This window comes from Mesorhizobium sp. M0954 (genome assembly GCF_040319155.1).
GTDB lineage: Bacteria > Pseudomonadota > Alphaproteobacteria > Rhizobiales > Rhizobiaceae > Mesorhizobium.
Window position 1 is genome coordinate 21,104 of sequence record NZ_JAMYNR010000020.1, and the last position, 23,345, is coordinate 44,448.

Sequence of the window (23,345 nt, forward strand, 5' to 3'; positions counted from 1 at the left end):
GACAGAGGGGGGCGCGAAGGATCGCTGCGGACGAGACGATCTCGGCTGCAACCCGCCCGCCGCCTAAACCCGTCGCTCCACCATCATCTTCTTGATCTCGGCGATCGCCTTGGCCGGGTTGAGCCCCTTGGGGCAAGTCTGGGCGCAGTTCATGATGGTGTGGCAGCGATAGAGCCGGAACGGGTCTTCGAGATTGTCGAGCCGCTCGCCCGTCGCCTCGTCCCTGGAATCGATCAGCCAGCGATAGGCCTGCAGCAGCGTCGCCGGGCCGAGATAGCGCTCGCCGTTCCACCAGTAGCTCGGGCAGGAGGTCGAGCAGCAGGCGCACAATATGCACTCGTAGAGCCCGTCGAGCTTTTCGCGGTCCTCATGGCTCTGCAGCCATTCCTTGGCCGGCTCGGGCGACACCGTCTTCAGCCACGGCTCGATCGAGGCGTGCTGGGCGTAGAAATTGGTGAGGTCGGGCACCAGGTCCTTGACCACGGCCATGTGCGGTAGCGGATAGACCTTGATCGCGCCGGAAATGTCGTCGCAGCCCTTGGTGCAGGCCAGCGTGTTCGACCCGTCGATGTTCATGGCGCACGAGCCGCAAATGCCTTCGCGGCAGGAGCGGCGCAGCGTCAGCGTCGGATCGATCTTGTTCTTGATCCAGAGCAGCGCGTCGAGCACCATCGGCCCGCAATCGTCCATGTCGACGAAATACGTATCCATGCGCGGGTTCTCGTCATCGTCCGGCGACCAGCGGTAGATGCGATATTCGCGCAGGTTGGTCGCGCCCTCCGGCTTCGGCCAAGTTTTTCCGGCCATGATCTTCGAGTTTTTCGGAAGCGTGAGTTCGACCATTACCTCAGGTCCTTTCGGATGACGAGCTTCAGCCCGGACCAGATCTCGTTCACGGCGGCGACCTTGACGTCGACAAGGTCGAGCTTCAGCGCCTCTGTGCGGATAACGTCCTCGGTGACGTCGGTCGGCACTTTCGATGCCTTCTTCGGCCATGACACCCAGACCATGCCGTCCCGCTTGATTGCCGCTTCGACGTCGCCAAGACGGTCCTCGATCTCGACACGCTGCCGGGTGAAAGCATGTACGGCATCGTATTTCTCATGAACGCCCGAAATCGCCGACCAGTTGGCCAGCCGATCGAGCTCGGCAAAATCCACGGCTTCGGCCAAATCCTCGAGTTCGGCCGGCAAGGCGACGAAAGCGGCAATCATCCCGTCCTTCAGGCCGAGCTTGGCCGGAAGGGGCGTGCCGGAATATCCCGCAACCGCCAGCAGCCTCATCTCAATACACCCTGGCCTTCGGCGCGATCTTGGCCGGGTTGATGCCGCCGTCTGCTTCCTTGAGCAGCGTTTCGGTGTGCACCGGCCGGTAGGTGAGCGCCACCTCGCCGGCCTCGTTGAGCCGGGCCAGCGTATGCTTGCGCCAGTTGGCGTCGTCGCGGGCCGAAAAGTCCTCCCGCGCGTGCGCGCCGCGGCTTTCCTTGCGCGCCTCGGCGCCGTAGACGGTGGTGATGGCGTTGGCCATCAGGTTTTCCAGCTCCAGCGTCTCGACCAGGTCGGAGTTCCAGATCATCGAGCGGTCAAACACCTTGACGTCGCCGAGTTCACCCCAGATCTGGGAAATGCGCCTGCAGCCGCTTTCCAGCGAGTCCTGGGTGCGGAACACCGCCGCGTCCTCCTGCATCGCCTTCTGCATCTTTTCGCGCAACACCGCGGTCGGCGTCGAGCCGTTGGCGTGACGCAGCCGGTCGAAGCGGTCCATGATCTTTTCGACGGCGGCCTCGTTGGGCGAAGGGATCGCCGATGTGCGGTCGATCACCTGGCCGGCCCGGATTGCCGCCGCACGGCCGAACACCACCAGGTCGATCAGCGAGTTGGAGCCCAGCCGGTTAGCACCGTGCACCGAGGCGCAGCCGGCTTCGCCGACCGCCATCAACCCGGGCGACACCTGGTCCGGATTCGACGCCGTCGGGTTCAGCACCTCGCCCCAGTAATTGGTCGGCACGCCGCCCATATTGTAGTGGACCGTCGGCAGCACCGGGATCGGCTCCTTGGTCAGGTCGACGCCGGCAAAGATCTTTGCCGATTCCGAAATACCCGGAAGCCTCTCGTGCAGAACGGCCGGGTCGAGATGGTCGAGATGCAGGAAAATGTGATCCTTCTTCGGGCCGACGCCGCGGCCCTCGCGGATTTCCAGCGTCATGCAGCGCGAGACCACGTCGCGCGAAGCCAGATCCTTGGCTGACGGCGCGTAGCGCTCCATGAAGCGCTCGCCCTCGGAATTGACGAGATAGCCGCCCTCGCCGCGCGCGCCCTCGGTGATCAGGCAGCCGGCGCCGTATATGCCGGTCGGGTGGAACTGCACGAACTCCATATCCTGCAGCGGCAGGCTTGCGCGTGCGGCCATGCCGCCGCCATCGCCGGTGCAGGTATGCGCCGAGGTGGCCGAGAAATAGGCGCGGCCATAGCCGCCGGTCGCCAGCACCACCATCTTGGCCGAAAAGCGGTGGATGGTGCCGTCGTCGAGGTTCCAGGCGACGACGCCGGTGCAGGTGCCGTCCGGCTCCATGATCAGGTCGAGCGCGAAATACTCGATGAAGAACTGCGCATTGTGCTTCAGCGACTGGCCGTAGAGCGTGTGCAGCATGGCGTGGCCGGTGCGGTCGGCGGCCGCACAGGTGCGCTGCACCGGCGGCCCCTCGCCGAAATTCATCATCATTCCGCCGAACGGCCGCTGGTAGATTTTCCCGTCCTCGGTGCGGCTGAAGGGAACGCCGTAGTGCTCGAGCTCGTAGACCGCCGCCGGCGCTTCGCGCACCATGTATTCTTGAGCGTCGGTGTCGCCCAGCCAATCTGAGCCTTTGACGGTGTCGAAGAGATGCCACTGCCAGTTGTCGGGACCCATATTGGCGAGCGAGGCGGCGATGCCGCCCTGCGCCGCAACCGTATGCGAGCGCGTCGGGAACACTTTGGTGATGCAGGCGGTGCGCAGGCCCTGCTCGGCCATGCCGAGCGCGGCGCGCAGGCCGGCGCCGCCGGCGCCGACGACCACGACGTCGAATTTGTGATCGACATAGCTATAGGCGGAAGCCGTGTTGGCGTTCTTCGCGTCCTTGGCCAAAAAATCAGCCTCCAAATGCCAGTTTAAGCAGGGCGAAGACCGAAGCGACGCCGACGACTACGGGAAAGAATGTGTTGAGGGCGAGCAGCGCCAGCCTGGTGCCTTCGCCATGCACATAGTCTTCGATGATCGCCTGCATGCCGAGCCGCATGTGGTAGAGCACCGACAACAGCACCAGCGCCAGCACCAGTGCAACGAACGGATTGGCAAGTGCGGCGCGCACCTCGAGATAGCTGGCGCCGTTGAGTGCGATCAGGAAGCCGACGAAGAACAGGACCAGCGGGATATTGGAGATCGCCGTCAGCCGCTGGCGCCAGAAATGGCCGGTGCCCTCGCGGGCGGAACCGAGGCCGCGGACCTTGGCCAGCGGCGTGCGCATGTCGGTGTTCTTGCCGTTCATGTCAGGCTCCCCGCGCCATGTAGCCGGCGATCCAGATCAGCAGCGTCAGCGTGACCGAGCCGGCAAGCGTCGCCCAGGCGATCCTCGATGCCGTATGCTTTTCCAGCCCTGCCCCAGTGTCCCAGATAAGATGGCGCACACCGCCCAGCATGTGGTGCATCAGCGCCCAGCTGTAGCCGAACAGCACCAGCCGTCCCAGCCACGAGCCGAAGGCCCAGTTTACGGCGTTGAAGGTCGCCTCCGAGCTCGCCGCCGCCATCAGCCACAGCGCGACCAGCAGCGTGCCGAAATAGAGCGCCCCGCCGGTGATGCGGTGGACGATCGACATCGTCATGGTGATCGGCGGCCGATAGACGGTCAGATGCGGCGAAAGCGGCCGTTCACGCCTGGCAAATTCGCGGGTGGCTGGTGATTTGCTCATGGCTCCCCCAGTTCGGCGTCTCTGGAGCCTCAGGTGGGAATGCGGCATTACCGCTTCCGGTTGCGACTTCGGACAGCCGGTTTCTAATGCTCTTTTTGCACCGCGTCAAAGCCGGAAAACCGTTTCGAAAACGTAATTTAGTCTGATGAAAGCCAGGCTTTCAGCTTCAATCGATTAGGGCTGTCGCCTTGCGCCGGCACAATGTCGCCGCACTGCAAAATATGGCTGGCGCAAGGGGCGGATCAGCGCTTGCAGGCCAGCGGTGGTGCACCGCCCTTCATCACCAGCGCCTCACGCCCATCGATCACGATTGCGTCATGCGCCTCGCCGTAACGGCTGGTCTGATTGGCCGGTGAGGCCGGCAGCTCGGCGCTGGCGCCGTTCTGGCCGAGGACGCGCACCGACGTGCCGAGATTCTCGATGGTCATCACGCTGCCGTCGGCGCAGTTGTAAGTAGCTGTGCGCGGCTGCGGTGCCGTCGGTTCGCTAGCAGCCGGAGCAAGCGACACGGAAGCGGCGGCCGTGTTGCCGAGCTTGGGCGCGCTGGTCTGCGGCGCGCAGGCGGCTGCAGCCAGCAGCGGCGGAATGGCCAGCGCCATCCGAAACGTGCGGCGTAATCTCATGCTGCCTTCCCCACCGCGTATCGAGCCCGCCGCGATGCTCCGGCAAGCCACCGGATTTCATGCTTTTTGAGTCGCGCCCGATGCTGGGAATGGTGGGAACAAGGCGTGGCCGAATGATGGCCGGTGGGCGATCGGGTATTAACCATATTTTCCGAGACCTCGCCCGTGCTGCGGTTGCCCTCTTAACAAAGGTTAATAAAAGGTTAATTTCTGATTCGAGGAGGCTTGCCTCTCAGCAACTGGAGCAGCACGCCATGCATTCGAATTCAGCAGGATCGCGCCTTCCCTGGTTCCTATTGGCGGCGCTCGCCGTCGGCGTCGTCGCACCGGCATTCGCCGGGACGCGCCATCATGACCGCGTCTATGCCGATTCCTTCGGCAATCTCGTCATCGACAGCGCCGCCGGCTACAAGCGTATCCTCGTTGGCGAGGGCAAGCTGGCCAAGGAATTGTCCGACTACACCAGCGCCGGCCAGCCCGACGTGATCTACGAAAACGAATCGGACGATGTCCGCGGCGGCGACTGCTATAGGCCGCCGGTTTTCGTCAAGGGCCGCAGCTATATGTACGGCCTCTCCGACGGCGAAATGCCGGAGCTCAGCCCCTGCCGCTGACGGCCATGCCGCCCTTGGTTGACGGCGCCGGCAGGGCAACAGCCGGCCCCACCGAGACACGCACGCAATCGCGACCGCTGCCCTTCGCCTGATAGAGCGCTTTGTCGGCGCGCCGCAGCAGGTCGGAAAAGCTTTCGCCCGGACCAAGCTCGGCAACGCCGAAGCTGGCGCTGCAGCGGTGATCCGCGGGCAGGCAGTCGATCGGCGTGGCACCGAAGGCGCTCCGCGTGCCCTCGGCAAAGAGCCGGGCGGCGGCTAGATTGGTCCCCGGCAGGAAAATCGCGAATTCCTCGCCGCCGATGCGGCCGGCGACATGATGGTCGGCCGCGGCATCGCGGAGAAAACCGGCAAAGGTCTCGATGACCCGATCGCCCGACGCGTGGCCGTAAGTATCGTTGATGCGCTTGAAATGGTCGAGATCGGCAATGACCAGTGCCGCTGGAACGGCGCGCCGCATGGCGTCACGCAGTGCGATCTCGGCATGGCGCTCGAAGCCGCCACGGTTGAGCAGCCGCGAAAGCGTGTCGGTTTCCGATTTCGACGTCGCCTCGGCGAGCACGTCGCGGACCAGGATAGCCAATGTCACCAGCGCAAGCGCCAGGCCGAACACGGTGCCGACCGACTGCGACACCAACGCATAGCTGGTCTGCGCATAAGATTGCGGGTTGGCACCCCAGCCACCAAGCGCATGGGCGATGAAGGGTTTGCTGGCGAACTGCAAGGTGCTGGCCGCCAGGACAGCCATCAGCATATAGTCGAGCTGCTCGCGTCTTTGCCTGGACGACAAGACGATCGCCAGCCCGGTGAACTGCATGGCCGCATAGGGAAGCTGGTAGGCCGCCATTCGCACAAAGGATTGGCGTGGCAGGTCCTGCACGAAGTAGACCGCGAGGGTGGCGAAGACCAGGAAGAACAGCATCGGCGGCCAAGGCGGCGAAACGCGGTATTTATGGGCAAGCCCGCCATTGAAGGCGACGGTAGCGCCAAGGAAGGCGGCAAAGGCGGCGACAACCACGGGGCGCGCATTGTCGAAGGCAGGAATGCTGAACTCGATCGCGAAATAAGCCGTGCCGAGCACATAGCCGAACGCCAGCCAGCGTGCCGACACCCGGCCGGCGTCATAGACCGTGATCGTCATGAAGGCCGCCGCCAGCAGCCCGGCAACGAACAGGTTGATCAGCAGGATGAAATTAGCGCTGCCCATGGCGTTTTGGCACTCCCCCGAACAGCAAATCACCAACGCGCGAAAAAGACGTTAATTCGAAGCCGTCGCTGACGCTCAGCCAGCACTGGTCCTATTGGGAAGGACGACCGTCTCAGGCCGCTGATAGGACAGGCATACGCTGTCGCGGCCACTCCTTTTGGCTCTGTAGAGCGCTTCGTCGGCGCGGCGCATCAGCGGGTCCAGCCCTTCGTCGCTGGCGCGGGCGGCCACGCCGAAGCTGGCGGTCACTCTTGTCTCGGGCGGAAGCCCGTCGATTCTGTCCGCCGAATAGAGCGTGCGAATGGTTTCGGCAAACAGTCTTGCCGCGCCAAGGTCGCTGAGCGGCAAAAGCACGGCGAACTCTTCGCCGCCGATGCGGCCGGCAACGCCGCGCGTACCTGCAGCCGACAGAAGCTTGGCAGCGAAGTCGGCGATGACGCGATCGCCGGCCGCGTGGCCATGTTGATCGTTGAGCGCCTTGAAATGATCGAGATCGGCAAGCACCAGAGCAACCGGCAATTGCGCCGTGGCACAGTGCTGCAGGACAAGCATGGCGCGCTCCTCGAAGCCGCGGCGGTTGAGCAGGCCCGACAGCGGGTCTGTCAGGGTTTCGGTCTTCAGGGCCTTCATCACATCGAGCGCGGCGGCGCCGAACAGGCAAAGCGCAATAAGCAGCGACAGCAATGCATGCGACAGCAGAGCCGTCGTCCAGTAGGACGAGGAGTAAAGCCCTTCATAGCTGGTGAACGGCCCATGCGCGATGACGACGGCAAGCGTCCGCGCCAGGAAGTTCAGGCCGGAAAGCAGCGACAGCACGAACAGGATCATTTCTGTCGGGCCGTTGTTGCGCACCACGCGCAACTCGGCGGCGACAACCAGGCTGATGCCGCCGAAGCTGAAATTGATGGCAAGGATGCGCCAGGTGAGATCCGGCCGGGCAAAAAGAAACCACGAGAACGCGGCCAGGCCGCCGCAGGCCAGAATGCCGACCGCCGGGTAAGGCACGCGCCGCCCATAGCGCGCAATGACCGCGCCGGCGAGACAGCAGGTGGCGAAGGTGAAGCACAGGATCGAGATGAGCTTGGTCGGCGCCATGCCGACCGGCAGCGTGAAATACTGGAGCAGGAAGCCTGCGGCCGAGGCCGAGTAGCCCGCCGCCAGCACAGCCAGATAGGGACGGTGGCGCTGATAGAACCACAGCACGAGAAATGCCGCGCCGAGTGTGAGGGCGATGCCTGGATTGAGCAGCGCTATGAGCAGGCCGGTGTCCAAGCGCTGTAATTTCCCCTCGCTTCCCCTTGGAGGACCTTAGAGCGGAAGCCCAAACAAGCGGTTAAGCGAAAGCGAATATACGACAGGTGCGTCGACAAAGCCGCTGGGCGGAACCGCGAACGGCGAGCGGCGTTTCACGACGGCAACCAGGAGACGCTCCGATGGCCGACACGATCATGCTGACCGATCACGATGCAATTCGCTCATGGGCCGCGGCACGCGCCGGCTTTCCGGCGATCGTCGACGTGTCGCCCGAAGCCGGAACGCAGCCCATGCTGAGGCTGGTCTTCGGCCAGCATGCCTATCAGGACCAGGATGAGGCCGAACGTCCGGTCAATGCCGGCGGCTACGAACTGGTCGAATGGGATGAATGGTTCAAACTCTTCGACGAGCGCCAACTGGCGCTGGTCGTCGCAAAGGACCAACCCGGCCGCCGTGAGGGATTCCACGAATTCGTCAGGCGGCCCGACTGAAGAATGCCCGAACCGCATTGCGCCTCGGGCTCCTCATATCCGACTGCGCGCGCCTGCCCTATTTCCACTCGCGGATGTCGACGAAATGGCCGGCGATCGCCGCCGCCGCGGCCATTGCCGGCGACACCAGATGGGTCCGGCCCTTGAAGCCTTGGCGCCCTTCGAAATTGCGGTTCGAGGTCGAGGCGCAGCGCTCATGCGGCTTCAGCCGGTCGTCGTTCATGGCAAGGCACATCGAGCAGCCCGGCTCACGCCAGTCAAAGCCGGCGGCGACAAAGATCTTGTCGAGGCCTTCGGCCTCTGCCTGTTCCTTGACCAAGCCGGAGCCCGGCACGATCATCGCACTGACCCGCGGATTGACTTGTCTGCCCTCGATCACCTTGGCGGCGGCGCGCAGATCCTCGATGCGGCCATTGGTGCAGGAGCCGATGAAGACGCGATCGAGTTCGATATCGGTGATCTTGGTGCCCGGCTTCAGGCCCATATAGTCGAGTGCGCGCTGCTTGGAGGTGCGCTTGTTCTCATCAGTGATGTCGTCCGGGTTCGGCACGATGCCTTGCACCGAGACCACGTCCTCGGGCGAGGAGCCCCAGGAGACGATCGGCGGCAGCTTTGCCGCGTCGAGCACGACCACCTTGTTGAAATGCGCGCCTTCGTCGGACTGCAGCGTCTTCCAGTAGGCGAGCGCGGCGTCCCAGGCTTCGCCCTTGGGGGCGCGCGGCTTGTCCTTGACATAGGCGAAGGTGGTCTCGTCGGGCGCGATCAGGCCGGCGCGCGCGCCGGCTTCGATCGACATGTTGCAGATCGTCATGCGGCCTTCCATCGACAGCGCACGGATTGCCTCGCCCGCATATTCGATGACATAGCCGGTGCCGCCGGCCGTGCCGATCTCGCCGATGATGGCGAGGATGATGTCCTTGGCGGTGACGCCTTCCGGCAGTGCGCCGTCGACGCGCACCAGCATGTTCTTGGCCTTGCGCTGGATCAGCGTCTGCGTCGCCAGCACATGCTCGACTTCCGAGGTGCCGATGCCATGCGCCAGCGCCCCGAACGCGCCATGCGTCGAGGTGTGACTGTCGCCGCAGACGATGGTCATGCCGGGCAGCGTAAAGCCTTGCTCGGGACCGATGATGTGGACGATGCCCTGGCGGATATCCTTCTCGGAATAATATTCGATACCGAAATCCTTGGCGTTCTTGGCCAGCGCCTCGACCTGGATGCGGCTTTCCTCGTTCTTGATGCCGAACTTGCGCTCGGGCGAGGTCGACACATTGTGGTCGACCACGGCCAGCGTCTTTTCCGGATGCCGAACCTTGCGGCCGGTCATGCGCAGGCCTTCGAAAGCCTGCGGGCTGGTGACTTCGTGGACCAGATGGCGGTCGATATAGAGCAGGCAGGTGCCGTCGTCCTGGCGGTCGACGACATGGTCGTCGAAAATCTTGTCGTAGAGGGTGCGCGGTGCGCTCATTTGCTTAAATCCGTCGATTTAAAAAGGGAAAACGACGCCGGTCGGACCGGCGAAACAGCCTGGCGAGTCCGCCCTAGCTAAGTCGGCTGGTCAGCGCCCCGCAGACGCGCGCGGAAAATCGCGACGGCAGGCGTTTTCTGTCCTGCAGCACGAAACCCTTATAGGCCGGATCGCCAAAAAGCTCTTCCATGGCGCTGCTCATATCAATGTTTTGGCTTTTCAGCAATCGTGGCGGCCTTCGCAGGCGCTTCACAGCACCTCGAACACAAACGTCTTCACCAGCGCGTCGGGCTCGGCGATTGCGTAGCAGCGGAACCACGGGCTCTCCTCGACCGGCCGCCATTTTTTCGCCTGCTCCAGTTCGCCAAACACGGCCTTGAACCCGCCGCTTTCAAACACCTGATCGCGGACCGTGAAGATGGCGTGGCCGCCCGTCCTGGTGATGCGTATCAGTTCACGCAGGCCCGACGCCGGTGCGTGGCTGATGGTGAACACGCCGGTCGAGAAAAAGGCGCGGAAATACCCGTCCGCCCAAGGCAATGGCCCGCCGAGCATCGCCTGTTTCAGCTCGCTGTAGGCCTGCCGGCTGCCGGCGATTTTCAGCATGTCCTGCGACAGGTCGAGCCCGGCAATATCGTGGTAGCCGAGTGCCTTGAGCGACGGCCCCGACAGGCCGGTGCCGCAACCGGCGTCGAGCAGCGGCCCTTCGCCCGGCGGCACATGGCGCGCCACCCAGGCGGTGATCAGGAACGGCAGGAGATAGCCGAGCGCCGCGGTTTCGCCGTCATAGGTCGCGGCCCATTGCGCATAGGCCTTGGCGAGCGTCTCAGGCGTGTCGGCCGTATAGACCGCTTCCAGCGCCGCATTGGCCTTGTCGATGATCATGGGTCCTCCCCGGTCGCGTCCGCTCGATGGTAGCGCCGTTTTCGCCTGCCTTCTATTCCCCATGCTGGTGGCGCAGCCGCTTCTCCAGCGCCCGCAAGGCCAACGACAGGCCGACGGTCAGGATGAGATAGATATAGGCGACGATCGAATAGGTTTCGAAGAAGCGGAACGAGCCGGCGGCGTAGATCTTGCCCATCTGGGTGATGTCGGCGACGCCGAGCACCGAGACCAGCGAGGAATCCTTGACCATGGCGACGAAATCATTGCCGAGCGGCGGCATGATAGTGCGGATCGCCTGCGGAAAGATGACCAGCCGGAAGCGCTGGGTGCGCGTCAGCCCGAGCGCCTTGGCCGCTTCGATCTGCCCCTTCTCGACCGCCTGGATACCGGCGCGGAACACCTCCGAGATGAAGGCCGAATAGCCGATGGTCAGCGCCATGACGGCGCGCCAAAGCAACGACACGTCGCGTACCAGCAGCTCACCGAAGAGGCCGGCGCTTTGCAGCGGCGCCATCAGCGCGTTCCATGCCGCGACGAAGGCCGGCGCGCCGGCAAAGGCGATCCAGAACAACAGCACCAGCATCGGCACGCCGCGGATGATCTCGACGTACAAGCGGGCGATCTGGCTGAGCCAGCGTGAGCCCGACAGGCCCATCAGCGCGACGCCGAGGCCGATCGCGCAAGCCAGCGCGAAGGCGACCACCGTGACGAAGATGGTGACGCCGATGCCCTTGGCGACGGTTGCGAAGACCTGGGCATAGACGTCGCTGGCAGCGATGAAGATGGCGGCGGCCAAGGCGATCGCCACGGCCACGGCAAGCCACCACGGGAAGTCGGATTTGGCTGAGGCGAGAGGCGCCGACGGCATCAAGCGGTACCGATAACAGAGTCACGAAGGCAGCGTTCTGTCACACCCCCCTCTGGCCTGCCGGCCATCTCCCCCTCAAGGGGGGAGATCGGCAGCTTTGACCTCGCGGCCCGTTCTGCAACACTGAAAATTGGCGAAAGCCGATGCGAAATCCGATCTCCCCCCTTGAGGGGGAGATGTCCGGCAGGACAGAGGGGGGTGTACGAGCGCAGAGTCAGCGCGAGTTCCCGCGCACAATCGTCATGAAATGCGCGCAACAAGCGGGCCTACTGCCCCATCTTGTAATCAAGGAACCACTTCTTGTTGAGCGCGTCGAGCGTACCGTCGGCCTTGAGCGCGGCGATTGCCGCGTTGACCGGCTTCACCAGGTCGGAGCCCTTGGGGAAGATGAAGCCGAAATCCTCGGTGCCGAGTGGGCCGCCGATCAGCTTAAGGCCGCCATTGGACGCATCGACATAGCCCTTGCCGGCAGTGCCGTCGGTGAGCACGACGTCGACGTCGCCGGCCTTCAGCGCCTGCACCGTCGCGCCGAATGTCTCGAACAGCTTGATGCGCGGGTTCTGCTCGTTGCCGTCGAGCACGCTGTAGACGGCGGTGTAGAAGGGCGTGGTGCCGGCCTGCGCGCCGATCAGCCCGTCCTTGAAGGCGGCGAACGTCTTTGCATCGGTGAAGCGCTTCTCGTCGCCGCGCACCAGCATGAACTGTTCCGAGCGCATATACGGATCGGAGAAATCGACCTTCTGCTTGCGGTCGTCCTTGATGGTGATGCCGGTCATGCCGATGTTGTACTGATTGTCGGAAACCGCCTGGATCATCGCGTCCCAGGAGGTATTCTGGTACTCGACCTTGAAATTCAGCCGTTTGGCGATCTCGTTCATCGCGTCATATTCCCAACCGATCTGCTTGCCGGTCTTGGCATCGATGAACTGCAGCGGCGGATAGGCGTTTTCGGTCACCACCACCACTTTCTTGCCGCCGAGGTCGGGCAGCGCCTGCGCCAGAGCCGCGACAGGCACGAGAAGGCAAGCCAGCAGGCCGGCCAGCAGCAGTTTCGAATTGATCATGACGATGCTCCCCAGGAACTGAACCGCCTCGATCGGCCGAGGCATGCAGGAAATCCGGCGCCGACTTTAGCTTTCCGCCGGCGCCTTGCAAGCCGCTCCGATGCGGCGTTCGGCACGAAAATGGATTTCAATGCTTTCAACGGCGGCATTACGGAACGATCCGTATCGATTGCGGCCGATGCAGCCCGGCAAAATAGAATCCGCCTCGCGAAACAAAAAGGCGGCCGAAGCCGCCTTTCCGAAAATACGTTCTTGAAGAGCCTTATTCGGCGGCAGCTGCTTCCGCGGCCTTGGCGGCCTCGTCGGCGGCCTTCTTCTCGGCGGCGTCCTGCGCGGCCTTCTCGGCGGCCAGCGCCTGGGCGGCGGCCACTTTCTCGGCCTCGATGCGCGCCTTCTCGGCGTTCAGCGCATCGCGCTCTTCGTCGTTCAGCTTGCGGGCGCGCACGCCGGTGTTTTCCGAAATGCGGGCCGATTTGCCGCGACGGTCACGCAAATAGTACAGCTTGGCGCGACGCACCTTGCCGCGGCGCACGATCTCGACGCCTTCGACCATCGGTGAATAGACCGGGAACACCCGCTCCACGCCTTCGCCGTAGGAGATCTTGCGGACGGTGAAGTTTTCCTGGAAGCCGGCGCCGGCGCGGGCGATGACGACGCCCTCATAGGCCTGGACGCGGGTGCGGGTGCCTTCGGTCACACGGACCTGGACGCGCACGGTATCGCCGGGCTGGAATTCGGGGAGCTTGCGCTTGGCTTCGATCTTGGCGGCCTGCTCGGCCTCGAGCTGACGGAGGATGTCCATCTCAATAATCCACTTCTTGTTCTTCCGACAGTCAGAGCGTCCGACACTCGCCTTGCAGTCGCATCGACCGCTCGGCTATGCCCTTCGTTCGAGAACTTCTGTTCGAGAACATCGGGCAGGGGCGACTACACCGTCATTGTTGACGGGCCAGAAGATCGCTCTTGGCATATTTTCTTCCGGTTCGGCGCGCACATACAGCTATTTCGGCGCTTTGTCACGCCTTCGCTGTTTCTTTTTTGGCGCTGTTCGGCTGTGGCAATCCCGTGATCGCTTGTGGTCCAGGGGGTTGCGCCCGCGCGTCAAGCTTCCTAAGCCGGAAGATAAGCATTTTCCTCCAGCGACGACACCCTCATGCCAATCTTGGACGCGGTCCTGCTCTTTCTCGCCGGCTTTCTATCAGGCGCGGTCAATGCCGTTGCCGGCGGCGGCACGTTCATAACCTTTGGCGCCATGACCCTGGCCGGCCTGCCGCCGATCGTCGCCAATGCGACATCGTCGGTGACGCAATTTCCTGGCTACATCACCTCGACGCTCGCCTATTGGCACGACATCAAGCATTTCTGGCGTGGCGCACTGCTGCTCAGCCTCATTTCGGCTCTCGGTGCGCTGTCTGGCGCGCTCATCCTTCTAGGGCTCGACAACCCGTCGTTCCGCGCCTTGGTGCCGTGGCTGCTGCTGGCGGCAACCGCATTGTTCGCTGCCGGGCCATGGCTGAAGCCGGCGCCCAAGCCGGAGCATGAGGCCGCGGTAGGTTCGCTGGTCGGGTCGCTGGCGCAGTTCGCCACCGCCGTCTATGGCGGCTTCTTCGGCGCCGGCATGGGCGTCATGATGCTGGCGACGCTCGGTCTCACCCAGTCCGGCGACTATCACCGGCTGAACGCATTGAAGAACATGCTGGCCGTGGTCATTGCTGCGGTTGCCATCCTCGTCTTCGTCTCGGGCGGCGTCATTGCCTGGCTGCAGGCGATCATCATGATCCCGGGTGGCGCGCTGGGTGGCTATGCCGGCGTCTGGATCGCCAGGCGCGTGCCGCAGAACGCGGTGCGCGGCTTCGTCATCGCCGTCGGCCTGTTCCTGGCTTTCTACTATTTCGATAAGGGCTGAGCGGCTGACAGATCCGGGCGTCGCTCCTTCGTCAGCCTCTCCGCTTCGGCCCGCCGCCACGCCGCGATCTTCCTGTGATTGCCCGAAATCAGCACTTCGGGGATCGGCCGCCCCTCGAATTCCTGCGGCCGTGTGTAATGCGGATGTTCGAGCAGGCCGTTTTCAAAGCTCTCTTCCTCGCCCGATTCCGCATTGCCCATGACGCCGGGCAGCAGGCGCACCACGGCGTCGAGCAGCACCAGTGCCGCCGGCTCGCCGCCGGACAGGATGAAGTCGCCGATCGAAACTTCTTCGAGGCCGCGCGCCTCAATGACCCGCTGGTCGACGCCTTCGAAGCGGCCGCAGACGATCACCGCACCCGGCCCAGCGGCGAGTTCGCGCACGCGTGCCTGGTTCAGCGGCTTGCCGCGCGGGCTCATCAGCAGGCGCGGACGTGGATCGGCTGCCGGCGAGGCATGGTCAATGGCGCTGGCCAGCACGTCTGCCCGCATCACCATGCCGGCGCCGCCGCCGGCCGGCGTGTCATCGACGGTACGGTGACGATCGCTGGCAAAGTCGCGGATCTGGATCGTTTCGAGCGACCAAATGCCGGTCTCGAGGGCGCGGCCGGCCAGCGACAGGCCAAGCGCGCCGGGAAACATCTCGGGATAGAGCGTCAGCACCGAAGCCGAAAAACTCACCGGTTGCCTCCGGCGTCCCTCGGCCCGCGCGGCCTGCCCCTGGGGTCGAAACCGTCGTCAGCGGGAGGCTCGCCGTCCTCATCCTCGACCAAACCTGCGGCGGCTGGATCAACGCGGACAAAGCCGCCGGCGATCGACACTTCCGGAACGGCGGCCTGAGTGAACGGGATGAGCACGCCCTTGCGCCCCGCCAGCGTCACGTCGAGAATGTCGCCGCCGCCGAAATTGTGCACGGCGACGACCTTGCCGACGACCGCACCGGTGTCGTCCTTGACCTCCAGTCCGACGAGGTCGGCATGGTAGAATTCATCCTCTTCGCCCTCATCGGGCAACACCGAACGATCGACGAACAATTCGGTGCCGGCCAGCGCCTCGGCGGCATTGCGGTCGTTGACGCCTTTGAAGCGCACCACCACCACGGTGTTGGCGGGCCTGATGTCAACGATCTGGAAGGCGCGGCCGTCCCTGGCGTAGAGGGGACCGTAATCGGCCAGCGCCAGCGGGTCGCCGGTAAAGCTCTTGACGCGCAATTCGCCCTTGATGCCGTGCGCGGCACCGATCACGGCCATCTGGACGGGGTTTTGCGGCTTGCTCATCTGCGGAAAATCCTTTGCCTTGCTCTAACCCCAGCCCGTCGTCATTTCAATGACGCCGCTCTTCACCGCTTCCTAACCCGCGTGCCGGAAGATGGCGGGGAACTGGAAGAGTGCAATGCAGGAATTCCTCATATCGGCAAAACCCGACCTGCAGGCGGCGCGCGAGGCCTGGCTGAAGATGCTGGCGCGCGAACGCCGGCTGTCGCCCGAAACCGTCGAGGCTTATGAGCGCGACACACGCCAGTTCCTGCATTTCCTGACCGGCCATTGCGGCGGCTCGCCCGGCATTTCCGACATCGCCGATCTGCGCCCCGCCGATTTGCGCGGCTTTCTCGCTGCCCGCCGTGCTGAGGGCGCCGGCGCCCGCACGCTCGGGCGCGGGCTGGCCGGCATCCGCTCGCTGTTGCGTTTCCTGGAAAGGCGCGGCCTCGCCAATGCGGCAGGTGCGACAGCCTTGCGCGCGCCGCGGCAGCCGAAATCGCTGCCCAAGCCGCTGACCGCAAGCGATGCAAAACACGTCGTCTCGGTGGAAGGCCAACTGGCGGAGGAGCCGTGGATTGCCGCGCGCAACGCCGCCGTGCTGACCCTGCTCTATGGGTCCGGTTTGCGGATTTCCGAGGCGCTCGGCCTGTCGAGCGCCGATCTTTCCTCACCTGGTGATACCGTGCTGCGCGTCACCGGCAAGGGTGGCAAGACCCGGCTGGTGCCGGTGCTGCCGGTGGCGCTGCGGGCGATTGCCGAATACCGCCGCCTCTGCCCTTGGCATCTCGATCCCAAGGGCCTGCTGTTTCGCGGTGCCCGCGGCGGCCCACTCAACCCGGCAATCGTCCAGCGCGACATGGCCAAGCTGCGCTCGGCGCTCAACCTGCCCGACACGGCGACGCCGCATGCGCTGCGCCATTCCTTCGCCACGCATCTGCTAGGGCGCGGCGGCGACCTGCGCACCATCCAGGAGTTGCTCGGCCACGCCAGCCTGTCGACAACCCAGATATACGCCGGCGTCGACACCGCCAGGCTGCTCGAGATTTACGAAGCAGCTCATCCTCGTGCGTGATCGATGCATGTGTCGGTGGCCATCTCGCAACAATTTTGATGCGCCGGTTAACCGTTTTGCCGCTTTTTGCGCCTAGAACCGCAGCATGAAACGCCTCATCGCCATCGCCGACCGCGCGACCCATATGTCGCTGAAGCTGCTCGTCGCGCTCAACGCCCTGTTTTTCCTCTCTTTCCTCATCGTCGCGCTGCTCGCGGCGGGCAAGGCACGCGCCGAGACTTCGGCCTGCACCGGTAGCGATATGCTGAGCGCGCTGCAAAAGGACGACCCGGCTGCCTACCGCAAGATCGAGGCGGAGGCGGCAGCGACGCCGAACGGCAAGGGCCTGCTGTGGAAGCTCGAAAAATCGGGCGAAAAACCGTCCTTCCTGTTCGGCACCATGCACGTTACCGACCCGCGCGTCACCACGCTGCCACCCGCCGCGCAGAAGGCATTCGATGCGGCTGGCACCGTCATCATCGAGACCACCGAAGTGCTCGACAAGCAGAAGATGATGGCAGCAATGCTGAAAGAGCCGGATCTGATGATGTTCACCGACAAGACGACGCTTTCGTCGCTGCTGTCGCCGGAGGATGCGGCGGTGGTCAACAAGGCGCTCGATGCGCGTGGCATCCCGCCAGCGACCGTCGCCAAGATGAAACCTTGGTTGCTGTCGGCGATGGTGGCGCTACCTGCATGCGAAGTAGCTCGCCAGGCTGGCGGTGCGCCGGTGCTCGACGTCAAGCTTGCCAAGGACGCCGAGGCTTCGGGCAAATCGGTCGAGGGGCTGGAGACAATCGCCGACCAGCTGCGCGCCATGGCTTCGCTGCCGATCGCCTTTCACCTGAAGGGGCTGGTCGATACGCTGAAGCTTGGCGACAAGGTGAACGACGTCAACGAAACCATGATCGTGCTTTACCGGCGTGGCGACACTGGCATGTATGTACCGCTGTTTCGGGCTGTCGTCCCCGAACAGGTCGACGACCAATCGGGTTACGCCGAATTCGAGCAGACCATGATCACCAGCCGCAACAAGGTGATGGTCGATCGTGCAGCGCCGATCCTCGCCCACGGCAATGTCTTCATGGCGGTCGGCGCCATGCACCTTCCCGGAGCGCAAGGCTTGGTCGAGGGTTTCCGCAAGACCGGCTATACGGTGACCGCCGTCAACTGAACGACACGGCGGAGTTGCACACCGAATCATTGCCGAGGCGGGATCAGCCCTTACGCGTGGCGCGACGGCGGACCAGCCGCGCTTCGTGCCAAGAAACCGAAAAAGGTTCGGTTTGGCTCGATCGAACCCATTTTGCGGTGGAAATGCATGCCTGCGAGCGATTCCGGATCAGAATTGCCCTGTTTTCGGCGTTTTCAACGCCTAATGTGAAACCGATTCAACGATTGTACGTTGATGGCTATTACTTGATGTTTTTCATCCACGGAGGACACTTTTATGGCGAACACACCCAATCCGAACGACCCATTCACCTCGCCGGGCTCCGCACGGCCAAGCGGCGGCGGCAGCGGCTGGCTGATTGCCCTGGTCGTCGTTATCCTGGCAATTGTCGCCTATTATGTTTTTGGAAGACGTAGCGAGGCACCTGCGCCTGCCGAACCGCCCGCAGCCAGCACACCGGCTCCCGCCCCAGCGCCCGCCGAGCCGATGAAACCAGCCGAACCGGCTCCTGCGCCAGCTCCGGCAACACCCGCTCCGGCTCCGGCTCCGGCTCCGGCCCCTGCGCCCGCCCCGGCCCCGGCCCCGGCACCAGCACCAGCACCAGCGCCGGCACCGGCTCAGTGATCAGACTGCTGATTTAATATATGAACGGTCCGCTGAAAGGCGGGCCGTTTTTTTGAGAGCAGCCGTCGATGCTCTGAGCTGCGATTAGCCATGGGCTAACTTCATCTTCGTCATCCAGCGCGGAGCAGGAGCGAAGCGACATCGCGGAGACCCTGGAATCCATCTGCGGTTGAGAATGGAAGCCGTCTGTGGTGACCCTTCGCGCCCCTCTCTGTCCTGCCGGACATCTCCCCACTTGGGGCCACTTGGGGGGAGATTGGCTATTTCGCCAATCGCCACCGTCGCCTGCGATTCAACCGCTCAGATATGGATCGGCTTGAAGAACGTCGCCAATGCCGCCTCCTTTACCGCTTCCGACATTGTCGGATGGGCGTGACAGGTGCGGGCTAGGTCTTCCGACGAGCCGCCAAATTCCATCAGCACGGCCGCCTCGTGGATCATCTCGCCGGCGCCGAAGCCGACGATGTGGACGCCGAGTACACGGTCGCTGGCCTTGTCGGCCAGGATTTTCACAAAGCCGTCGGTGTGCAGCATGGCGCGCGCGCGGCCATTGGCGCTGAACGGGAATTTTCCGGCCTTGTAGTCGATGCCGGCCTTCTTCAATTCTTCTTCGGTCTTGCCGATCGTGGCGATTTCCGGCGTCGTGTAGACGACGCTCGGAATCACGTCATAGTTCACATGACCGGCCTGGCCGGCGATGGTCTCGGCCACCGCCACGCCCTCGTCTTCGGCCTTGTGGGCAAGCATCGGCCCGGCGATGACATCGCCGATGGCGTAGATGCCGGGCACGTTGGTCCTGAGATGGCCGTCGGTCTTGACCCGGCCGCGCTCGTCGACGTCGACGCCGGCCTCCTTCAGCCCGAGAGCGTCCGAATAGGCCCGTCGTCCCGTCGCAATCAGCACCGCGTCCGCCTCGATCGTCTCGGCTGCTCCGCCCTTGACCGGCTCGAAGGTAACCGTCGCCCCCTTCTTGGCCTTGGCGACGCCGGTCACCTTGGCGCCCAGCCTGAATTCAAAGCCCTGCTTCGACAGCAGGCGCTGGAACTGCTTGGAGACCTCGCCATCCATGCCGCCCAGGATGGTGTCGAGGAACTCGACCACGGTGACCTTGGCGCCGAGCCGCGCCCATACCGAGCCGAGCTCCAGACCGATGACACCACCACCGACCACCACCAGATGGCCCGGCACCTTGTCCAGCGACAGCGCGCCGGTCGACGAGACGATCACCTTCTCATCGAAATCGACCTTGACGCCGGGAATGCCGGCGACGTCGGAGCCGGTGGCGATGACGATGTTCTTGGTCTCGATCTCCTCGACCTTGCCGTCATCGGAGGTCACCGACACCTTGCCGGCCGCAACCACCTTGCCGGTGCCACGAAAACTGTCGATCTTGTTCTTCTTGAACAGGAAGGCGACGCCATTGACGTTGGCCGTCACCGTCGCATCCTTGTGTGCCATCATCTTCCCAAGGTTGAGCTTGGGCGCGCCGATCTCGACGCCGAGCGCCTCGAAGGAATGGCCGGCCTCGGCAAACATCTCGGACGCATGCAGCAGCGCCTTTGACGGGATGCAGCCGATGTTGAGGCAGGTACCGCCGAAGGTCGGGTTCTTTTCGACCACCGCCGTCTTCAGACCGAGCTGCGCCGCCTTGATGGCGCAGACATAGCCGCCTGGTCCCGATCCGATGATAACGACGTCATAGGCCATGATACTGTCCCCTTTTGCTTTAGCGGCCGCCGCCGATTTCCAGATTGGCGCCGGTTGTGTAGGACGCCTCGTCCGACAGCAGCCAGAGAATTGCGGCTGCGACTTCCTCGGCGGTGCCGACGCGCTGCATAGGCACCACCTTGCGCATTCTCTCGACGCGATCCGGCTGCCCGCCGGAGGCATGAATTTCGGTGTCGATGATGCCCGGGCTGACCGCGTTGACACGAATGCCTTCGCCGGCCACTTCGCGGGCAAGCCCGATGGTGAAGGAATCGACCGCGCCCTTGGAGGCGGCGTAGTCGACATATTGACCCGGCCCGCCAAGCCTTGCCGCGATCGAAGAAACATTGGCGATGGCACCACCCTTGCCGCCATGCCTGGTCGACATCCGCTTCACCGCCTCGCGGGCGCAAAGCATCGGCGCGATCACATTGATGCGCATCATGCGCTCCAGCCTTGCAGCGCTAAGCTCGTCGATGCGCGCGCTCTGGTCGACCACGCCGGCATTGTTGACGAGCGCGTCGAGCCGACCGAAACGGCCATCGACAGCCTCGAACATGGCCAATACGTCCGTCTCGCTGCCGACATCGGCCTTGACTGTGAAGGCTTCTCCGCCAGCAGCCTCGATGTCGGCGACCACCGTTTCGGCGGCTTTTGCATTCGACGCGTAATTGACCGCAATGCGATAGCCGGCCCTGGCGGCAAGCCTGCATGTAGCGGCGCCAATGCCGCGGCTGCCGCCGGTCACCAGCAGGATCTTTCCGCTCGCGCTCATTCCTGACATCCCTTCAGGGCAAAGACGTCCCAGGGCACCTTGGAAAAGCCGTTGGCGCCATAGGCCGCCGACATCTGCAACGACGCTCCCAAGTCAGGCAAGATCAGCTTCTTCGGCGCATCCTTTCCTTCGCCCGGCAGCAACGTGATATCGCCCTGGTCGTCGGCAGTGTAGATGACGCCCTCCCACACGGTGCAGGCGGCGAGCTCGTCGCCGGTGACGTCGCCGGCCGGGCATTTGTACATCAGCGAGCCATGCGGCCGCGCCGCGCCCTCGGTCCACATGACGATGCCGTCGAGCACGACGCCCTTGTCGAATACCATCTTGAAGCTGTTGGTGACGGCGGCCGACTCGCCGGTCGGCCTGAAATCGATCTCGGCGGCGTTTTCAGGATCGCCATAGACGGCGAGCTCGAGCGGGCAGGCGGCGTGCGCGGCCGCCGGGATCATCGCCGCGCCGACCGCTATCGATGCGGTCGACAGGCTTTCGGACAAGAAAGAACGGATCGTCACTGCTATCCGCCTTGAACAGCTTGATCGAGGATGAAGACCGTCGAAAGAAAATAGTCTATCTCAAACGCTACGTTTTCATTCCTGTCGACCGGAACCGCGTTCACCTCGTATTTGAGAGTCAAGATGCGAGAACTCTCCGCCAGCTCAATATAGACGTCGCGCTCACGACCGCCGCCGATTGCCCACTTGAACTCGCTCTTGTTCAGGAACTGCAGTGCCTTGGGCAAGGTATGTATGGCAATCGGTTTTGTGCCTGCAAAAGTCACGGGATGCCGGCCCACATCGACGTTAAGATGGCCGTACCAAGTCGCCATCGTTCCACCCGATTCCAGTCTTCCGAAGACAGGCTCGACACTAATCGACCTCAGACGAAAATCGGGACTGAAGAAGAACTCGCAATTGGCACCATAGATGCACCACGCCGATCCGGCGTCCCCGTGGCGATAATGATTGTCCGCCCGCAGATCCTCCGGATCTATCAAGCTGCGAACCGTCTCGCGGTCGCTCTTGCCGAGCTCGATTGGGCCAGCACGGCCTGTCGACAATAGTTCGAACAGATCTATCGGGTCGATCGGCTCAGCCACCGGAGCCCCCTAGAGGTCGAGCACCAGCCGCTCGGGATCCTCCAGGCTTTCCTTGACCCGGACCAGGAAAGTCACCGCTTCCTTGCCGTCGACGATGCGGTGGTCGTAGGACAGCGCCAGATACATCATCGGCCGGATCACGATCTGGCCGCCGACCACCACCGGCCGCTCCTGGATCTTGTGCATGCCCAAAATGCCCGACTGCGGCGCATTGAGGATCGGCGTCGACATCAGCGACCCGTAAACGCCACCGTTGGAAATCGTGAACGTGCCGCCTTGCATATCGGCGACGGAGAGCTTGCCGTCGCGCGCCGCAAGCCCCAGCCTGCCGATGTCCTTCTCGATTTCGGCGATGGACATCTGGTCGGCATTGCGCACAACCGGCACGACAAGGCCTTTCTCTGTACCGACGGCAACGCCGATATGAGCGTAGTTCTTGAAGATGATGTCGGTGCCGTCGATCTCGGCATTGACCGACGGGATCTCCTTCAGCGCATGGGTGACGGCCTTGGTGAAGAAGCCCATGAAGCCGAGCTTCACGCCGTGCTTCTTCTCGAACACGTCCTTGTATTTGCCCCTCAGCGCCATCACCGCGCTCATGTCGACCTCGTTGAAGGTGGTCAGCATGGCGGCGGTCGATTGCGCTTCCTTGAGGCGGCGCGCGATCGTCTGGCGCAGCTTGGTCATGCGCACGCGCTCCTCGCGCGACGCATCGTCGGCCGGGGACGGCGCGCGCGCGGCAACGGGTGCCGGTACAGGCGCTGCCTTCGGCATTTCGGCCGGCTGCGACGGCGCGCCCCTGGCGATAAGGTCGAGCACGTCGCCTTTCAGCACCTGGCCGCGCTTGCCCGAGCCCGACACCTGGTCGACCGCGAGATTGTGCTCGGCCAGCAGCTTTGCCGCCGACGGCGCCGGCGGCATTGTGCGCGTCTCGATCGCGCCGGCGTCGCCGGCGATCTTGGCCGTCTCGGCAGCGGCCTGCTTGACGCTCGAGGCTGCGGTGGGAGCCGAAGCCTGCGATACCGCATCCTGTTTGTCCGCCGGAGCGGCGGCGGCATTGGCTGCCGCGCCGGCGCCCGCCGAAATCGTGCCGAGCAGTGCGCCGACGCCGACCGTCTCGCCTTCCTTGACGGCGATCTCGGCGAGCGTGCCCGCGGCGGCGGCCGGCACTTCCACCGTCACCTTGTCGGTTTCGAGCTCGACCAGCGGCTCATCGGCGGCGATCGCGTCGCCGACCTTTTTGAACCATTTGCCGATGGTCGCCTCGGTGACGGATTCACCAAGTGTCGGGACGCGGATTTCGGTTGCCATTGTGCCTGTCCGTTTCTTTCGGTTCTGT

At 63.8% G+C, this 23,345-nt stretch carries 25 protein-coding genes; 5 read left to right on the top strand and 20 right to left on the bottom strand.

Features of this window, described 5'->3' with window-relative positions; translation table 11 throughout:
• Positions 1–63: 63 nt before the first annotated feature.
• The 6 genes from NKH93_RS23915 to NKH93_RS23940 all read right to left on the bottom strand — a co-directional run bounded on the left by NKH93_RS23915 (position 64) and on the right by NKH93_RS23940 (position 4,567).
• Positions 64–843 (bottom strand): succinate dehydrogenase iron-sulfur subunit, encoded by a 780-nt coding sequence (locus NKH93_RS23915; protein WP_292663232.1) that lies wholly within the window; start codon positions 841–843, stop codon positions 64–66.
• A complete protein-coding gene (locus NKH93_RS23920) occupies positions 843–1,283 on the bottom strand; it encodes a DUF3052 family protein (RefSeq protein ID WP_352470790.1) in 441 nt (146 codons plus the stop codon). The genes NKH93_RS23915 and NKH93_RS23920 overlap by 1 nt, the downstream gene beginning before the upstream one ends.
• Before the next feature lies 1 nt (position 1,284).
• On the bottom strand, positions 1,285–3,123 hold the full coding sequence (gene sdhA / locus NKH93_RS23925) for a succinate dehydrogenase flavoprotein subunit (RefSeq protein ID WP_352615442.1): 1,839 nt from the start codon (positions 3,121–3,123) through the stop codon (positions 1,285–1,287).
• A gap of 4 nt (positions 3,124–3,127) precedes the next feature.
• Complete coding sequence (gene sdhD, locus NKH93_RS23930; protein ID WP_292663226.1) at positions 3,128–3,523, bottom strand: succinate dehydrogenase, hydrophobic membrane anchor protein; 396 nt, start codon at positions 3,521–3,523, stop codon at positions 3,128–3,130.
• 1 nt (position 3,524) lies between these two features.
• Positions 3,525–3,944 (bottom strand): succinate dehydrogenase, cytochrome b556 subunit, encoded by a 420-nt coding sequence (gene sdhC / locus NKH93_RS23935; protein ID WP_292663224.1) that lies wholly within the window; start codon positions 3,942–3,944, stop codon positions 3,525–3,527.
• A gap of 242 nt (positions 3,945–4,186) precedes the next feature.
• On the bottom strand, positions 4,187–4,567 hold the full coding sequence (locus NKH93_RS23940; RefSeq protein WP_352470792.1) for a hypothetical protein: 381 nt from the start codon (positions 4,565–4,567) through the stop codon (positions 4,187–4,189).
• Between the two features lie 254 nt (positions 4,568–4,821).
• On the opposite strand from NKH93_RS23940, the gene NKH93_RS23945 reads away from it, so the two are divergent.
• Positions 4,822–5,181: a hypothetical protein gene (locus NKH93_RS23945; RefSeq protein ID WP_352450158.1), complete on the top strand. Its 360-nt coding sequence runs from the start codon at positions 4,822–4,824 to the stop codon at positions 5,179–5,181.
• Here NKH93_RS23945 and NKH93_RS23950 read toward each other — a convergent pair.
• Positions 5,165–6,385 (bottom strand): GGDEF domain-containing protein, encoded by a 1,221-nt coding sequence (locus NKH93_RS23950; RefSeq protein ID WP_352920460.1) that lies wholly within the window; start codon positions 6,383–6,385, stop codon positions 5,165–5,167. The genes NKH93_RS23945 and NKH93_RS23950 overlap by 17 nt on opposite strands.
• 75 nt (positions 6,386–6,460) lie before the next feature.
• Positions 6,461–7,657 carry a GGDEF domain-containing protein gene (locus NKH93_RS23955; RefSeq protein WP_352767386.1) on the bottom strand — a complete coding sequence of 399 codons (1,197 nt, stop codon included), beginning with the start codon at positions 7,655–7,657 and terminating at the stop codon, positions 6,461–6,463.
• 161 nt (positions 7,658–7,818) lie between these two features.
• Here NKH93_RS23955 and NKH93_RS23960 point away from each other — a divergent pair, with 161 nt between their 5' ends.
• On the top strand, positions 7,819–8,130 hold the full coding sequence (locus tag NKH93_RS23960) for a hypothetical protein (protein WP_023679773.1): 312 nt from the start codon (positions 7,819–7,821) through the stop codon (positions 8,128–8,130).
• Positions 8,131–8,188: 58 nt separating this feature from the next.
• On the opposite strand, the gene leuC is transcribed toward NKH93_RS23960, so the two are convergent.
• From leuC to rplS, 5 genes are all read right to left on the bottom strand, one after another.
• On the bottom strand, positions 8,189–9,598 hold the full coding sequence (gene leuC, locus NKH93_RS23965) for a 3-isopropylmalate dehydratase large subunit (protein ID WP_352470795.1): 1,410 nt from the start codon (positions 9,596–9,598) through the stop codon (positions 8,189–8,191).
• A gap of 249 nt (positions 9,599–9,847) precedes the next feature.
• The gene (locus NKH93_RS23970) at positions 9,848–10,483 is read right to left on the bottom strand and encodes a class I SAM-dependent DNA methyltransferase (RefSeq protein WP_352920456.1); all 636 of its coding nucleotides are present in this window, start codon (positions 10,481–10,483) and stop codon (positions 9,848–9,850) included.
• Between the two features lie 52 nt (positions 10,484–10,535).
• Positions 10,536–11,351 carry an amino acid ABC transporter permease gene (locus NKH93_RS23975; protein WP_352920453.1) on the bottom strand — a complete coding sequence of 272 codons (816 nt, stop codon included), beginning with the start codon at positions 11,349–11,351 and terminating at the stop codon, positions 10,536–10,538.
• A gap of 266 nt (positions 11,352–11,617) precedes the next feature.
• Positions 11,618–12,415, bottom strand: coding sequence for a transporter substrate-binding domain-containing protein (locus NKH93_RS23980; RefSeq protein WP_031212709.1), 798 nt, complete (start codon positions 12,413–12,415; stop codon positions 11,618–11,620).
• Between the two features lie 262 nt (positions 12,416–12,677).
• Entirely contained in the window at positions 12,678–13,217 is a 540-nt protein-coding gene (gene rplS / locus NKH93_RS23985; RefSeq protein ID WP_254817835.1) for a 50S ribosomal protein L19, read from the bottom strand.
• 351 nt (positions 13,218–13,568) lie between these two features.
• Between rplS and NKH93_RS23990 the strand changes: the two genes are divergently transcribed.
• Complete coding sequence (locus NKH93_RS23990) at positions 13,569–14,321, top strand: sulfite exporter TauE/SafE family protein (RefSeq protein ID WP_023679781.1); 753 nt, start codon at positions 13,569–13,571, stop codon at positions 14,319–14,321.
• Here the strand turns inward: NKH93_RS23990 and trmD are convergent.
• Both trmD and rimM read right to left on the bottom strand, forming a co-directional pair.
• Positions 14,303–15,001, bottom strand: coding sequence for a tRNA (guanosine(37)-N1)-methyltransferase TrmD (gene trmD / locus NKH93_RS23995; RefSeq protein WP_352685327.1), 699 nt, complete (start codon positions 14,999–15,001; stop codon positions 14,303–14,305). The two genes, NKH93_RS23990 and trmD, sit on opposite strands and share 19 nt — an antisense overlap.
• Entirely contained in the window at positions 14,998–15,597 is a 600-nt protein-coding gene (gene rimM / locus NKH93_RS24000) for a ribosome maturation factor RimM (RefSeq protein ID WP_352685328.1), read from the bottom strand. Before rimM ends, trmD begins: the two co-directional genes overlap by 4 nt.
• Before the next feature lie 115 nt (positions 15,598–15,712).
• On the opposite strand from rimM, the gene NKH93_RS24005 reads away from it, so the two are divergent.
• Together NKH93_RS24005 and NKH93_RS24010 are read left to right on the top strand one after the other, a co-directional pair.
• The gene (locus NKH93_RS24005; RefSeq protein WP_352920449.1) at positions 15,713–16,651 is read left to right on the top strand and encodes a tyrosine recombinase XerC; all 939 of its coding nucleotides are present in this window, start codon (positions 15,713–15,715) and stop codon (positions 16,649–16,651) included.
• Positions 16,652–16,736: 85 nt separating this feature from the next.
• Entirely contained in the window at positions 16,737–17,804 is a 1,068-nt protein-coding gene (locus NKH93_RS24010; RefSeq protein ID WP_352972386.1) for a TraB/GumN family protein, read from the top strand.
• Positions 17,805–18,728: 924 nt separating this feature from the next.
• Here the strand turns inward: NKH93_RS24010 and lpdA are convergent.
• From lpdA to odhB, 5 genes are all read right to left on the bottom strand, one after another.
• Complete coding sequence (gene lpdA / locus NKH93_RS24015) at positions 18,729–20,135, bottom strand: dihydrolipoyl dehydrogenase (RefSeq protein ID WP_352767376.1); 1,407 nt, start codon at positions 20,133–20,135, stop codon at positions 18,729–18,731.
• 19 nt (positions 20,136–20,154) lie between these two features.
• A complete protein-coding gene (locus NKH93_RS24020) occupies positions 20,155–20,910 on the bottom strand; it encodes an SDR family oxidoreductase (protein WP_352615455.1) in 756 nt (251 codons plus the stop codon).
• Positions 20,907–21,359: a hypothetical protein gene (locus tag NKH93_RS24025; protein ID WP_352920583.1), complete on the bottom strand. Its 453-nt coding sequence runs from the start codon at positions 21,357–21,359 to the stop codon at positions 20,907–20,909. Before NKH93_RS24025 ends, NKH93_RS24020 begins: the two co-directional genes overlap by 4 nt.
• Positions 21,360–21,424: 65 nt before the next feature.
• Complete coding sequence (locus tag NKH93_RS24030) at positions 21,425–22,006, bottom strand: hypothetical protein (protein ID WP_352832380.1); 582 nt, start codon at positions 22,004–22,006, stop codon at positions 21,425–21,427.
• 9 nt (positions 22,007–22,015) lie between these two features.
• Positions 22,016–23,317, bottom strand: a complete 1,302-nt coding sequence (gene odhB, locus NKH93_RS24035) for a 2-oxoglutarate dehydrogenase complex dihydrolipoyllysine-residue succinyltransferase (protein WP_352470805.1) — start codon at positions 23,315–23,317, stop codon at positions 22,016–22,018.
• Between the last annotated feature and the right edge of the window lie 28 nt (positions 23,318–23,345).